The 15,104-nt window shown below is 55.6% G+C and carries 10 protein-coding genes; 1 reads left to right on the forward strand and 9 read right to left on the reverse strand.

Annotated features, from left to right (window positions below; translation table 11 throughout):
• Positions 1–114: 114 nt before the first annotated feature.
• The 9 genes from KP80_RS21065 to putP all read right to left on the reverse strand — a co-directional run bounded on the left by KP80_RS21065 (position 115) and on the right by putP (position 10,511).
• Entirely contained in the window at positions 115–1,125 is a 1,011-nt protein-coding gene (locus KP80_RS21065; RefSeq protein WP_052285597.1) for a methionine ABC transporter ATP-binding protein, read from the reverse strand.
• An 11-nt stretch (positions 1,126–1,136) separates the two neighbouring features.
• Positions 1,137–1,910, reverse strand: coding sequence for a MetQ/NlpA family ABC transporter substrate-binding protein (locus tag KP80_RS21070; protein ID WP_052285598.1), 774 nt, complete (start codon positions 1,908–1,910; stop codon positions 1,137–1,139).
• A 21-nt stretch (positions 1,911–1,931) separates the two neighbouring features.
• Positions 1,932–2,597 (reverse strand): methionine ABC transporter permease, encoded by a 666-nt coding sequence (locus KP80_RS21075; protein ID WP_052285599.1) that lies wholly within the window; start codon positions 2,595–2,597, stop codon positions 1,932–1,934.
• 9 nt (positions 2,598–2,606) lie between these two features.
• The gene (locus KP80_RS21080; protein ID WP_052285600.1) at positions 2,607–3,830 is read right to left on the reverse strand and encodes an SfnB family sulfur acquisition oxidoreductase; all 1,224 of its coding nucleotides are present in this window, start codon (positions 3,828–3,830) and stop codon (positions 2,607–2,609) included.
• A gap of 285 nt (positions 3,831–4,115) precedes the next feature.
• On the reverse strand, positions 4,116–4,904 hold the full coding sequence (gene phoH / locus KP80_RS21085) for a phosphate starvation-inducible protein PhoH (protein ID WP_052285601.1): 789 nt from the start codon (positions 4,902–4,904) through the stop codon (positions 4,116–4,118).
• 575 nt (positions 4,905–5,479) lie between these two features.
• Positions 5,480–6,760: an iron uptake transporter deferrochelatase/peroxidase subunit gene (gene efeB / locus KP80_RS21095; RefSeq protein WP_052285603.1), complete on the reverse strand. Its 1,281-nt coding sequence runs from the start codon at positions 6,758–6,760 to the stop codon at positions 5,480–5,482.
• Between the two features lie 5 nt (positions 6,761–6,765).
• Positions 6,766–7,893 (reverse strand): iron uptake system protein EfeO, encoded by a 1,128-nt coding sequence (gene efeO / locus KP80_RS21100; RefSeq protein WP_052285604.1) that lies wholly within the window; start codon positions 7,891–7,893, stop codon positions 6,766–6,768.
• 51 nt (positions 7,894–7,944) lie between these two features.
• On the reverse strand, positions 7,945–8,778 hold the full coding sequence (efeU, locus tag KP80_RS21105) for an iron uptake transporter permease EfeU (protein WP_052285605.1): 834 nt from the start codon (positions 8,776–8,778) through the stop codon (positions 7,945–7,947).
• Between the two features lie 224 nt (positions 8,779–9,002).
• Positions 9,003–10,511, reverse strand: coding sequence for a sodium/proline symporter PutP (gene putP / locus KP80_RS21110; RefSeq protein WP_052285606.1), 1,509 nt, complete (start codon positions 10,509–10,511; stop codon positions 9,003–9,005).
• 432 nt (positions 10,512–10,943) lie between these two features.
• Here putP and putA point away from each other — a divergent pair, with 432 nt between their 5' ends.
• Positions 10,944–14,906 carry a trifunctional transcriptional regulator/proline dehydrogenase/L-glutamate gamma-semialdehyde dehydrogenase gene (gene putA, locus KP80_RS21115; RefSeq protein ID WP_052285607.1) on the forward strand — a complete coding sequence of 1,321 codons (3,963 nt, stop codon included), beginning with the start codon at positions 10,944–10,946 and terminating at the stop codon, positions 14,904–14,906.
• Positions 14,907–15,104: the final 198 nt, after the last annotated feature.

The following is a 15,104-nucleotide window of genomic DNA, read 5'->3' on the forward strand; positions in this document are numbered from 1 at the left end:
GGGCAACGCCCGTTGGGCAGACAGCGAACGCAGTTAGCTGGCTGCCCACAGGGCGAGCGAAGCGAGTCAACCCCCAATTTTAAGAGGAGCTCGTACGCAGGTACGGGCTTTGCCTTACGCTACGCCCTGCACCGCTATCCTATCTGCCACCTGTTCGGCTAATCTGAGCCGTTCCGCCGTCAACGGAGCATCGATACGAATTTTTAGCTGCCCCACTACTCGCCCTTGAATCGGTTCACAGCTGCTGTACACCAGTTGGCTTCTCCCCCCTAACACGCCGGCTATATCCTGCAGGTTTGGCTCCAGACCGTTCGCGCCGTTAAAGTGCAGGGTCACCAGCTGCTGTCCTTCTGCTAACTGCACATTATTCTCCGCGCGTCCATGGTGCAGCGTGCCCAGCATCCCACAGGTAACCTCATGCTGCGGGTGACCAAACACCTGCCACACTTCGCCCTGCTCAATAATCTGGCCTTTTTCAAGCACCGCGACTTTGTCGCAAAGCGTGCGGATCACGTCCATTTCATGGGTGATGAGAATGATCGTCAGCCCCAGCCGTTGGTTAATCTCTTTAAGCAAGCTCAGCACCGCCAGCGTATTTTCCGGGTCGAGCGCCGACGTAGCCTCATCGCAAAGTAAAATTTCCGGCTGAGTGACCAAGGCGCGCGCAATGCCGGTACGCTGTTTTTGCCCACCGGATAGCCGGGAAGGCCAGCTATCGCGTAACGACTCAAGACCCACCAGCCGAAGGATATCGTCGACACGGCGACGGCGTTCTGTGGCAGGAATACCCGCCATTCGCAGCGGGAGTTCCACATTCTCCGCTACCGTTTTGGTCGCCATCAGGTTGAAATGCTGAAAGATCATCGCGACCCGGCGGCGTAAATCGCGCAGCTGCATCTTCCCTCCGCCGCCTATCGTCACACCATTAATCGCAATCTCCCCGCGATCGGCATGCTCCAGGCGATTAAACAGGCGTAGCAGGGTCGATTTTCCCGCTCCGCTGCGGCCGATGATGCCAAAAATCTCACCGGCATTAATCTCCAGGCTAATATCCTGCAACGCCTGAATACCATTGGGATAGGCTTTTGTAATGCCACTAAGCCGAATATGCGGATGCTGTCTCATAACGTTGACTCCTAAAACCCGGGGACAATTTTTCCCTGATATTTTGTCAGGATAAACTGGCGAACCGCGCCAGAGTTGAGCGCTTTTGCCAGCTTCTGGACACCTGGGTCGTTAATATTGTCCGGACGCGCCACCAGGTATTCGACGTACAGGCTTTTGCCTTTTTCCACGATCAGCGCTTTATCGGTATCAATGCCCGCTTCCAGCGCATAGTTAGCAAAAATAAAGGCCAGGTCCACTTGGCTCACCGCCCGCGCCAGCATTGCCCCTTCCAGCGGGCGAATTTTGAAATGATGCGGGTTGCCGGTTATATCTTTTTCCGCCGACTGTGGGTCTTGCGGATTTTTCAACGTGATCAGTCCCGCTTCGGCAAGCAGCACCAGCGCCCGCCCGGTATTCACCGGATCGTTAGGGATCGCGATAGTCGCACCATCCGGGAGATCTTTAATGCTTTTATATCGGGTCGAATAAGCGCCAAAAGGCTCAATATGCACGCCCACTACCGGCACCAGGTGGGTGTGCCGGGTCTTGTTATAGTCGTCGAGGAACGGACGATACTGGTAGTAGTTAGCATCGAGATTCTTCTCTGCCAGCTGCTGATTAGGCTGGATAAAGTCATTAAAGACCTTAATCTTCAGATCGACCCCCTCTTTGGCCAGCGCCGGTTTCACAAACTCAAGGATTTCAGCATGGGGAACTGGCGTCGCCCCCACCACCAGCGTTTCATTGGCAGCAGCGGAAAGAGAGAACAGCGCCAGCAGCCCGGCAATCACCGTTTTTTTCATCATATTATCCTATTGATATCGTTATTTACGGCTCATGCGGCGGACCAGACGGTCGCCGCTCATTTGTAAAACCTGTACCAGCGCAATCAGCAGAACCACCGTCACCGCCATCACATCGGTCTGGAAGCGTTGGTAGCCAAAGCGGATAGCCAAATCCCCTAGACCTCCCCCCCCAATCACCCCCGCCATCGAGGTGTAATCCACCAGCACAATGGCCGTTACCGTCACCGCCGCAATCAGCCCGGATCGCGACTCCGGCAATAGGGTGTACCAGATAAGCTGCCAGGTGCTGCCGCCCATGGCCCAACTGGCCTCTACCAGCCCGTGATCCACCTCGCGCAGCGACGTCTCTACCAGGCGAGCAAAAAACGGCGCACAGCCTGCCACCAGCGGTGGTATCGTGCCCTGAACCCCCAGCGATGTGCCGGTAATCAGAGTGGTGAACGGGATCATTACAATCAACAAAATGATGAATGGCAGCGAGCGCATCACGTTCACCAGCAACGAAAGCAGTCGATGCAACAGCGGTGCATACAGCAAACGTGGCTGCCCCGTCAGATACAGAATCACCCCCAGCGGTAGTCCAATCAGCACGGTAAAACCCAGTGCCCACGCCAGCATGGTGAGGGTATCTCCCCCCGCCTCCGCCACATCACCCCAGTCAATACCGGCAAGAAAAGCGAGCATCGTCTCTCCTTAGTTCCAGTCGTGACGGGCAGGACGTTTACCGTTGAGCACCCAGTTGCCAAGCAGATGATATTTCCAGCGTACCGGGTCATGCAGCGTATGCACCCGGCCGTTACGCCAGTGGCGGTCATAGTTGTAGCGAGGATGGGTTGAGCGTGTACCGCCCAGTTCAAACAGTCGGGTTGCGGCGTCAAGCGCAGCTTCGGTGGTGAAAATTTTGGCGCGCGCCACGGCAACAGAGGCCAGCGCCACCGTCTCTTCGTTGAGATCGTACTTGTAGCGGTCCAATACTTTGCCCGCCTGTTCCAGCAGCGCATCGGCGGCGGCCAGTTTGCTGTCGAGCGCGCCAATCTGATAAAGAGTCAACGGGTCATCCCCCGCCCGTTCGACGCCAGCATCAATCCACGGACGGGCAAACTGATTCACAAAACTGACAGTATCATTGAGCGCCGCCCGGGCAATTCCGGCATCAATAGCGGCGGTGGTCAGTTGTGCAAAGGGACCAGCAAGCGTCGGCGCATCATAGGACTTCCAGGTCGGTATCAGGTTAAATGGCTCAACCCGGAGGTTTTCGGCCAGTACCGTGCCGCTGGACGTGGTTCGCTGTCCCAGGCACGCCCAGTCGTTTACCACCGTGAGCCCCGGCGTACCGCGTGGGACAAAAGCCAGCTGCGAGTGCCCATCTTCATCCAGCGCCAGCACACCCAGCCAGTGGGCATACAGCGAACCGGTGCAATAACCTTTCCGACCATTGATACGCAGCCCATCAGCGGTGTGGCTGATCCGCGTCTGAATATCCTGCACCGTCTTGCCGCCGGTCTCTGACAGCGCATTCGCAAAGCGATAGCCTTTCAGCGCCAGGTCAAAGAAATAGCGCTGCTGCTCTTCATCTCCCTGCAGGCGAATATCTTCAAGCAGGCAGTAGTGGTTTTGCGGGATCTGCCCCAGCGCCGGGTCCGCTGCCGAAATAATGGCAATCACCGCCGCCAGCGTGGCCGCTGACACCTCTGCACCGCCAAACCGGCGCGGCACGGTAATACCCCACAGGCCGCTATTGGAATAGATATTGACCACTTCTGGCGGAACGAAACAGCTAAGGTCGCGCTCTGACGCGCCGAGCTGCAGAAATGCAGCAATCTCATGTGCAATGCTGATGGCCTCTTCATCGCGGGTAATACGATGAGCCTGTGGGGCATGTTGGGTATAGTCTGGAGCATCCTGGTTTACTGGCATAGCATCGTCTCTTCTCATGTTATCCGTACAATTAATTGCAGGTATCCATCTGATATTTTTATATATCTATTTATGGAATGAATTATCACTTATTTAACCCATTAGGTTATATGAGTTGATAGCAATGTTTATGCCAGCTTGCAGGAGGCGGTTTATCAAGGGATTGGCGGTGGTGACAGAGGATTAGCAGTCTGAAATACAACAGCCGTGACAGCAGACTGTTGCATTTACAACAAGGAAAAATAACAAAGCCCGGTTTCCCGGGCTTTGCAGAGGTGACAACGCTTAGTAGTAGGCATTCAGCGTACGCTGGCAGAGCGCCGAACGTACGCAGTCGTCTTTGGTGAAACGCACAATCCCTATCATCTCATCTTCTTCAAAGCGGGCCATCGCATCGCTTAGGCCGGACTGAACGCCGCGCGGCAAATCACACTGGGTGATATCCCCATTGACGATGACCGTGACGTTCTCCCCGAGGCGAGTTAAAAACATTTTCATTTGCGACGCGGTGACATTCTGAGCCTCATCAAGAATGACCACGGCATTTTCAAAGGTACGTCCGCGCATATAGGCGAACGGCGCGATCTCTACCTTACCGATTTCCGGGCGCAGGCAATATTGCATAAAGGAGGAACCCAGCCGTTTCACCAACACGTCGTAGACGGGACGGAAATACGGGGCGAATTTCTCCGAGATGTCTCCGGGCAGGAACCCCAGGTCTTCATCGGCCTGAAGGACGGGGCGCGTCACAATAATCTTCTCAACATCCTTGTGAATGAGCGCCTCTGCGGCTTTCGCCGCACTGATCCAGGTTTTGCCGCAGCCCGCTTCGCCGGTGGCGAAGATCAGCTGCTTACTCTCGATAGCATTCAGGTAGTGGGCCTGAGCGTCATTGCGTGGGGCGATTGGCGAGTTATCGCGGCAATCCCGCGCCATACCAATGGCTTCCACACCACTCATCTGCACAAGCGAGGTGACCGATTCTTCTTCACGTTGTTTATGACTGCGTGAATCCCGTCTCAGCACACGTTTTGCTTCGCGACGAGCTTTGATCACTGCTTTCTGTCTTCCCATGGATAGCACCTTGAGTTGTTGGTTTACATCACACGCGCTAACAACAGCGCGATTATGCGCACGAACGTCTGAGGTTTGGCTTCCTTGTAAGCCATAGCAACTGCCTGTCGAAATGACGCCAACGCGCGGCTACGCGCACCGCACTTGGCATCGTTTACTACAAGTTGAATTCTGCATGGGGAAAAAATTGGGGTGACGAAATCGCTGCCGGAGAAGGGGCCTCCGCGCTGGATGGTGCGGGTTGAGGTACTGCTTAGTCCAATCAAGGACGCTACCATTCGCGATCTCCATAGTGAAACTACATCACTGTCGGGAACTACCGCTCTACTTATTATTTACACCATAGAACACAAATAGTGCAACATAAAATTTACATAAATATAACGATAGTGCTTAGGGATAGCATCTGACAGTTGTGTGGCAGTTTTATGTCAATGCGGGGAGAAATGAAAAAAAAGTGCTGATTTCTCGCGATATTCTTATGCTTCGAGCATTCCCGGGGTCGCGTACGCTCGCCCGGGCGACAAATTAACACGATGCTTTCCCGGCTAAGCGTCGCGCCGCCGGGAACAGACTCAAGCTTCCAGCAGCGTACTGCCTAAATAGGCCTTCTCCGATACCGCGCCCGGTAGCACAAAGAAATAGCCGCCGCCAATCGGCTTCACGTACTCTTCCAGCGCCTCGCCGTTGAGCCGTTTTTGCACCGTCAGGAAGCCTTTCTCAAGGTCATGCTGATAGCAAACAAACAGCAGCCCCATGTCGAGCTGGCCGGAGTTGGTCACGCCAAGCGAATAGCTGTAGCCACGGCGCATCATCAGGCTGGACTCGGTCTCTTTGGTACGCGGATTCGCCAGACGAATATGGCTATCCAGCGCTATCACGTCACCTTCCGGGTCGCGACTGTAGTCCGGTACATCATGCTCGAGCTTCATACCCAGCGGCGCACCGCTGTGCTTATCGCGGCCAAAAATAGTCTGCTGCTCTTTAAGCGGCGTACGATCCCAGAACTCTACGTGGAACTGAATAACCCGTACCGCCTGATAGGAACCACCCAGCGCCCAGGCGGGTTCACCCTGCCCATCGGTGACCCACACCACTTCATCCATCAGCGTTTTGTTGCTGCCATCAGGATTGGCGGTGCCGTCCTTAAAGCCCAACAGATTAACAGGCGTTTCTTTGCCTTTACTGCGCGCCGCATGGTCAGAGATAAACCCTTCGCGCTTCCAGCGCACGCTAAGCAAGTCCGGCGTGTGCTTGATGATATCGCGCAATGCGTGAATCACCGTGTCCTGAGTGTTGGCGCAAATCTGCAGCAACAGATCGCCATGACACAGGGCCGCATCCAATGAATCGTTCGGAAAACGGGTCATTTTTTGCAGTTTTTTCGGTGCTTTATCGGCCAGACCAAAACGCGTATCAAACAGCGAATGGCCGACGGACAGCGTCATGGTCAGGTTATCCGGGGCGATATAGGCCCCAAGAATCCCAGAATCCATCGGCGGCAAACGCGGGTTTGGCGTATCGGGCGCCGGGCCGCCGGTGGTGAGAAACGCAATACGCGCGGTCAGCAAACGAAACAGACGCTCAAGCTCTGCTTTATCCGCTGCCAGCACGTCAAACGCCACCAGCATCATCGAGGCTTGCTGGGGTGTGAGCACACCGGCCTGATGCACGCCGTAGAACGGCTGGGTTTCCATCCGGCTGTTCGCGTTCGCAGCCGGGGCATCGCCGGCTTTCGCCGCGTGCGCCACCGGACAACCGCCGGAAATCGCCAGCGCGCCTCCCAGCGCGCCGATCCCTTTTAATAACCGACGACGTGAAGGTTCATTCAAGTCGTCAATGTGCTGCTTTGCCATGGTGCTTAGTCCAGACCCAGGATCCCACGCAGCTGCGCCAGATCTTCCGCCAGTGTAGTGATCGGCCCTTTCAGCGCATTGCGGTCGGCGTCGGTCAGTTTGTCATAGGTTTCATAGCCGTCTTTGGTACGATATTTCGCCAGAATCGCGTCGACTTTCTTGAAGTTAGCATCGACTTTCGTCAGCAGCGCGCTGTTTTCTTTTTGCAGCTGTGGACGCAGCAGGTCAACAATCTTCTGCGCGCCATCGATGTTCGCCTGGAAGTCCCACAGGTCGGTATGGCTGTAACGATCTTCTTCACCGCTGATTTTGCTTGCTGCCACTTCTTCAATCAGACCCGCTGCGCCGCCAACCACTTTTGATGGCGGGAAAGCCAGCTCATTGATGCGCTTTTGCAGCTCCAGTACATCGGTATTCAGCTGGTCGGCATAGTGCTCCATGCCTTTAACGCTGTTATCACCAAACAGCGCTTTTTCCAGACGGTGGAAGCCGGTAAATTTCGGATCCGCCGCTTTCTGTTCGTAATCGTCTTCACGGGCATCGATACTACCGTCAAGGTCAGAGAACAGTTCTGCAATCGGTTCAATGCGCTCGTAGTGCTGGCGCGTCGGTGCATACAGCGCTTTGGCTTTCTCGATATCGCCCGCTTTCACCGCGTCGGTAAAGGCTTTCGTCCCTTTCACCAGTTCGGCGGTTTCAGCAGTCACGTAGGCTTTGTAGGCAGTAATGGCGGTACCCAAGTCGAGCAGCGCATTCGCTTTTGCCGCATCTTCGGTGGCTTTGCCTTTAACAATCAGCTTACCTTTCGGGTTGGTCAGCAGGCCACAGGTCATGTCGTACTCACCCGGCTGCAGGTTAGCGGTCATCTTCTGGGTGAAGCCTGGCGCGATGTTTTCGCGCTCTTCCACCACCATGACCCCTTTGAGGATCTCCCACTCTAGCGCTTTCTGGCTATGGTTCTGGATGATGAACTGCGTTTTACCGGCATTGACGGTGATGGACATCGGTTCGCACTGTTTGTCGTTTACCGTCACTTTAACCTGCGGAATATCCGCAGCGTGGGCCATAAACGCGGTTGAGAAGAGTGCGGCAATGCCCGTCTGTAACGCGCTGCGGCGGAAGTTCTTGGTCATGTTCCATCCCTTTCAATAAAGTTTGTTGTCACTAAGCAACCGTTATCAGCCTTAAGGGGCGATACGTGATGTTGATGTTGTTGCCCGCGGCGGCCAGAAGAACAGCACCAGCGCAGGAATCAGATACAGGAAATAGACCGCCACTTCGCTGACGCTCGGCGCTTCCTGATAACCAAAAATGCCTTCCAGCAGCGTGCCAAAAAGCGAATGGGTGGTCAGCGTACCGCTGAGATCAAACGCGACGTCCTGGAAGGCATTCCAAAGACCCGCTTCGTGGAAAGCACGTATCGCACCCGCCGCAAGACCCGCCGCCACCAGCAGAATAAACAGACTGGTCCAGCGGAAGAAGACGCCGAGATTCAGGCGGATACCGCCCCAATACAGCAAGAAGCCCAGCACAATTGCCGTGGCAAGGCCAAGAATCGCCCCCAGTGGCGGCCAGATCCCCAGATCCTGCTGGAATGCCGCCAGCAGGAAGAACACCGACTCCAGCCCTTCTCGCGCCACGGCGAAAAAGACCATCATGATCAACGCCCAGCCATGGTTATTGCCCTTTTGCAGCGCATTATCCACCGCCTGTTCCAGCTGCTGCTTGACGTTGCGGGACACCTTACGCATCCAGAACACCATCCACGTCAGAATGACCACGGCGATAACCGCCACCAGCCCTTCAAACAGCTCCTGCTCTTTTTGCGGGAATTCACCGGTGGTTTCGTTAATGAAGATACCCAAGCCTAAGCACAGTGCGGCAGCGAGAATCACGCCAATCCACATCACGCCAATCCAGCGACCGCGCTGGGTACGTTTCAAATAGCTGGCAATCAGGCTGACAATCAGCGCCGCCTCCAGCCCTTCTCGCAACATGATGAGAAAAGGAACAAACATGCAGACATCCTTAAATGTGAAACGCCGTCAACTTTTGCAAAGACAGGTAAATGTGAGTGATAGTGATTATCATTAAGCCAAAAAGAAACACAAGTGAAATGTGTGGGAAATAATGACGAGATGTAAAAGGATAGCGAATGAATAGTTGCGTTAATTATCACTAGCAGACTAAGACGGCGGGTATAAAAAAGCCCGCATAAAGCGGGCTAGTTAAGAAGAAGAACTTACTCTTCCTGTAAACGCGACGGCGGTGCAGAGTGATAATGCGCATCCGCTTTGGCAAAACGTTCTTGCATGCTCGCCGAGGGGGCTTTACCCAGCAGGCTGAACACCACAATACCGATGCTGCCAAAGATAAAGCCTGGGATAATCTCATACAGGCCAAGCCAGGCGAACTGTTTCCAGATAATCACAGTCAACGCACCGATAATCATCCCTGCCAGCGCACCGTTGCGGGTCATACGTGACCACATCACCGAGAACAACACCACCGGACCAAACGCCGCACCGAAACCGGCCCATGCGTAGCTCACCAGGCCCAGTACGCGGTTTTCCGGGTTTGCTGCCAGCGCAATGGCCACCAGCGCCACCGCCAGCACCATAAAGCGCCCTACCCACACCAGCTCTTTTTGGCTGGCATTTTTACGCAGAAATGCTTTGTACAGATCTTCGGTAATCGCACTTGAACATACCAGCAACTGGCAGCTTAACGTCGACATCACCGCCGCCAGAATGGCGGACAGCAGGATACCGGCAATCCATGGGTTAAACAGAATCTGCGCCAGTTCGATAAACACGCGCTCGGCGTTTTGGCTGACAGGGCCAGCAAGCGACGGGTTGTTCTGGAAGTAGGCAATACCGAAGAAGCCTACCGCCACCGCGCCCGCAAGGCACAGAATCATCCAGGTCATGCTGATACGACGCGCATGAACGATGCTGTGGTGGGAGTCCGCCGCCATAAAGCGCGCCAGAATATGCGGCTGGCCGAAATAGCCCAGGCCCCAGCCCATTAGAGAAATAATGGCGACGAAGTTCAGCCCTTTCAGCATATCGATATTTTCGATGCTCTTTTGCTTAATCACTTCCAGCGAATCGCCCAGACCGCCGACGGCGAAAATAACGATAACCGGCGTCAGGATCAACGCGAAAATCATCAGGCTCGCCTGCACGGTATCGGTCCAGCTTACCGCGAGGAATCCGCCGATAAAGGTGTACAGAATGGTCGCAGCTGCACCGGCCCACAGCGCAGTTTCGTAGCTCATGCCAAAGGTGCTTTCAAACAGACGCGCCCCTGCCACAATGCCCGATGCACAGTAGATAGTGAAGAACAGCAAAATAACCAGCGCCGAGATAATACGCAGCACGCGGCTATTATCTTCAAAACGGCCGGTAAAATAATCCGGCAGGGTTAAAGCGTTATTATTGGCCTCGGTGTGCACGCGCAGGCGCCCGGCCACCAGTTTCCAGTTAATCCACGCCCCCACGGTTAAGCCGATAGCAATCCAGCTTTCCGAAATACCGGCGATGAAAATCGCCCCCGGCAGGCCCATCAGCAACCAGCCGCTCATATCGGATGCACCGGCAGATAGCGCCGTCACGAATGGCCCTAAGCTGCGGCCGCCAAGAATATAATCATCAAAGTTTTTGGTGTTACGCCAGGCGAAAAAGCCAATGAGGATCATGCCAAAAATATAAACAAGAAAGGTCACCAGCATCGGTGTGCTAATAGTCATTACAGTCTCCAGAACTTGAACCTATCCCGATAGGTTCTTATTTATCGGCAATATCCCAGTTTGCCGTTTTTATCATTGCCGGAACGAAGCAATAATTTGAGGCGACCGTATCCTGACGGAAGCTGAATTTTTTCACAAATGATTTAACACTGCATTTACATTGAATGCATCACTGTAATCAGAGCATTTTTCTATAGGTTGCACTCTCTCACGCTTTTTCGGGTTGCACCATGAATAAGTGTTAAGTAGCGCATAAAATAACGCTTCGCGGTCGGTATTCAGGCGCACTTATCATAAGTTTTACCATTAACATTCAATTCATTTTTAACCCTGCAACAGACGTCACATTTAACACGGTTGCACAAAGTTGCAACATGATAGATATTCCTGTTACGCAATTAATAAGATAACCAAGCAACAGGAGTAGATGGCATGGGCACCACCACCATGGGGGTTAAGCTGGATGACGCAACCCGTGAGCGCATTAAGAGCGCGGCGACACGAATCGACCGCACCCCTCACTGGCTCATCAAGCAGGCAATTTTTAATTATCTGGAAAAGTTAGAGAACAACGAAACCCTGCCGGAACTGCCTGCACTACTCTCGGGTGCAGCCAATGAGAGCGACGAATCTGCGCCTGCGGCCGAAGAGAATCATCAGCCATTCCTTGAGTTCGCCGAACAGATCCTGCCGCAATCCGTCACCCGCGCCGCGATCACCGCCGCGTGGCGTCGTAGCGAAACCGATGCCGTACCGATGCTGATGGAGCAGGCGCGTCTGCCTCAGCCAATTGCTGAACAAGCGCACCAGTTGGCCTGGACGCTGGCAGAAAAGCTGCGTAACCAGAAAACCGCCAGCGGCCGCGCTGGCATGGTGCAGAGCCTGCTGCAAGAGTTCTCCCTCTCCTCTCAGGAAGGCGTGGCGCTGATGTGTCTGGCGGAAGCGCTGCTGCGTATTCCGGACAAAGCCACCCGCGATGCGTTAATCCGCGACAAAATCAGCAACGGCAACTGGCAGTCGCACATTGGTCGCAGCCCGTCGCTGTTCGTCAATGCGGCCACCTGGGGTCTGCTGTTTACCGGCAAGCTGGTTTCCACCCACAATGAAACCAGCCTGTCACGCTCGCTGAACCGGATCATCGGTAAGAGCGGTGAACCGTTGGTACGTAAAGGCGTGGACATGGCGATGCGCCTGATGGGTGAGCAGTTCGTCACCGGCGAAACCATCGCCGAAGCGCTGGCTAACGCCCGTAAGCTCGAAGATAAAGGTTTCCGCTACTCCTACGATATGCTGGGTGAAGCCGCGCTGACCGCCGCAGACGCCCAGGCCTATATGGTCTCTTATCAGCAGGCGATTCACGCCATTGGTAAAGCGTCTAATGGTCGCGGAATCTATGAAGGCCCAGGGATCTCCATCAAGCTCTCGGCCCTGCATCCGCGCTACAGCCGTGCACAATACGACCGAGTGATGGAAGAACTGTATCCGCGCCTGAAATCACTGACCCTGTTGGCCCGCCAGTACGATATCGGCATTAACATCGACGCCGAAGAAGCCGATCGCCTGGAGATCTCCCTCGATTTGCTGGAAAAACTGTGCTTTGAACCGGAACTGGCCGGCTGGAACGGTATCGGCTTTGTTATTCAGGCCTACCAGAAACGCTGCCCATTCGTCATTGATTATCTGATTGATCTTGCCACCCGCAGCCGTCGTCGTCTGATGATCCGTCTGGTGAAAGGCGCGTACTGGGATAGTGAAATCAAACGTGCACAGATGGACGGCCTTGAAGGTTACCCGGTCTATACCCGCAAGGTTTACACCGACGTCTCCTATCTGGCCTGCGCCAAAAAGCTGCTGGGCGTGCCAAGCCTTATCTACCCACAGTTTGCCACCCACAACGCCCACACCCTGGCGGCGATTTATCAGTTGGCGGGGCAAAACTACTACCCGGGACAGTATGAGTTCCAGTGCCTGCACGGCATGGGCGAACCGCTCTATGAGCAGGTAGTCGGTAAAGTTGCTGAAGGTAAACTGAACCGTCCGTGCCGTATCTATGCGCCGGTCGGTACCCACGAAACCCTGCTGGCTTACCTGGTGCGTCGTCTGTTGGAAAACGGTGCTAACACTTCATTCGTTAACCGCATCGCCGACAGCAGCCTGCCGCTGGACGAACTGGTTGCCGACCCGGTTCTGGCGGTCGAAAAAATGGCCCTGCAGGAAGGTGCTGCCGGTCTGCCACATCCAAAAATCCCGCTGCCGCGCGAGCTCTACGGTAATGGCCGGGTGAACTCAGCCGGCCTGGATCTGGCCAACGAACATCGCCTGGCCTCGCTCTCTTCTTCACTACTGAACAGCGCACTACAGAAATGGTCCGCTAAGCCGATGCTTGAGCATCCGGTTGCTGACGGCAACATGGACACTGTGATTAACCCGGCAGAGCCAAAAGATGTGGTTGGCTATGTCCGCGAAGCCACAGAAAGCGAAGTCGAACACGCGCTCGACAGCGCGGTTAACAACGCACCAATCTGGTTCGCCACCCCGCCACAGGAACGCGCAGCGATCCTCGAACGCGCCGCCATCCTGATGGAAGATCAGATGCAGCCGCTGATGGGGATTCTGGTGCGTGAAGCCGGGAAGACCTTCAGCAACGCCATCGCCGAAGTGCGCGAAGCTGTTGATTTCCTGCACTACTATGCAGGCCAGGTACGCGATGACTTCGATAATGAAACCCACCGTCCGCTTGGCCCGGTAGTTTGTATCAGCCCGTGGAACTTCCCGCTGGCCATCTTCATGGGCCAGATTGCCGCCGCCCTCGCCGCTGGCAACAGCGTGCTGGCAAAACCGGCTGAACAGACGCCGCTTATCGCAGCCCAAGGGATTGCGCTGCTGCTGGAAGCCGGCGTACCGCCGGGCGTCGTACAGCTGCTGCCGGGTCGCGGTGAAACCGTCGGTGCACAATTGACCGCAGATGCTCGCGTTCGCGGCGTGATGTTCACCGGTTCCACCGATGTCGCTACCCTGCTACAGCGTAATATCGCTACCCGTCTGGATGCGCAGGGCCGCCCAACGCCGCTTATCGCCGAAACCGGCGGCATGAACGCCATGATTGTCGATTCCTCCGCACTCACCGAGCAGGTGGTCGTGGATGTCGTTGCTTCCGCCTTCGATAGCGCCGGACAGCGCTGCTCCGCACTGCGTGTCCTGTGTCTGCAGGACGACGTTGCCGACCACACGCTGACCATGCTGCGTGGGGCAATGGCCGAATGCCGTATGGGCAACCCGGGCCGTCTGACGACCGACATTGGGCCGGTGATCGATGCCGAAGCCAAAGCTGGTATTGAGAATCACATTCAAGCGATGCGCGCCAAAGGGCGTAAGGTCTTCCAGGCTGCGCGTGAAAATGCCGAAGACAGCCGCGAATGGCAGAGTGGAACCTTTATTCCGCCAACGCTGATTGAGCTGGAAAGCTTCGACGAGCTGAAAAAAGAGGTCTTTGGCCCGGTTCTGCACGTGGTGCGCTACAACCGTAATCAGCTGGATGCACTGATCGGTCAGATTAATGACTCCGGCTACGGCCTGACGCTGGGCGTTCACACCCGTATTGACGAAACCATCGCTCAGGTCACCGGCAGCGCGAAAGTCGGCAACCTGTACGTCAACCGTAATATGGTTGGCGCCGTGGTTGGCGTACAGCCGTTCGGTGGTGAAGGCTTATCCGGTACAGGTCCGAAAGCCGGTGGCCCAATGTATCTGTACCGCCTGCTGGCAAGCCGCCCGGAAAATGCACTGGCAACTACGCTGGCGCGTCAGGATGCCGGTCAGGTGGTCGATACGCAGTTGAAGACGCTGCTGGAGAAACCGCTGACCGAACTGCAGGGCTGGCTGGTAAACCGTCCGGAGCTGCTGGCACTGAGCAAGCAATATAGCGAACTGGCGCAAGCTGGCACTCAGCGCGTCCTGCCGGGACCAACCGGTGAGCGCAATACCTGGACGCTGGTACCGCGTGAACGCGTGCTGTGCGTTGCCGATAACGAGATGGATCTGCTGACGCAGCTCGCCGCCGTGCTGGCAGTGGGCAGTGAAGTACTGTGGACCGACGCACCGCTGCAGCGCGAGCTCGCGAAGTCGCTGCCAAAAGCGGTGACCGAGCGCCTGCACTTCGCCAAGCCGGACGCCCTGATGAACGCCTTCTTCGATGCGGTCATCTACCACGGCGACTCCGATCAGTTACGCGAACTGTGCGAGCTGGTCGCGGCGCGCGATGGCGCTATCGTATCGGTGCAGGGCTTTGCGCGCGGGGAAACCAACCTGCTGCTCGAACGCCTGTATCACGAACGTTCGCTCAGCGTGAATACTGCGGCGGCGGGCGGTAACGCCAGTCTGATGACGATTGGTTAAGATAGGCTCAATATTCCGTTCACTTTATGTTTTGTAGAATATGAAACATCTGCATCCGTGAACGGGCTAAGGGGAGCACCGCGCTCCCCTTAGCAATCCCCGCGGCCCCGCAGCGAAATCGGTGCTTCGCACTGCGTTCGCCTGCGAACTCCAGCCTGCGGCACGGCGAAACTCGACGTCATGTCTCGGTTCGCCTCA

The sequence above is a fragment of the Kluyvera genomosp. 1 genome, assembly GCF_001266615.1.
Classification (GTDB): Bacteria; Pseudomonadota; Gammaproteobacteria; order Enterobacterales; family Enterobacteriaceae; genus Kluyvera; species Kluyvera cryocrescens_A.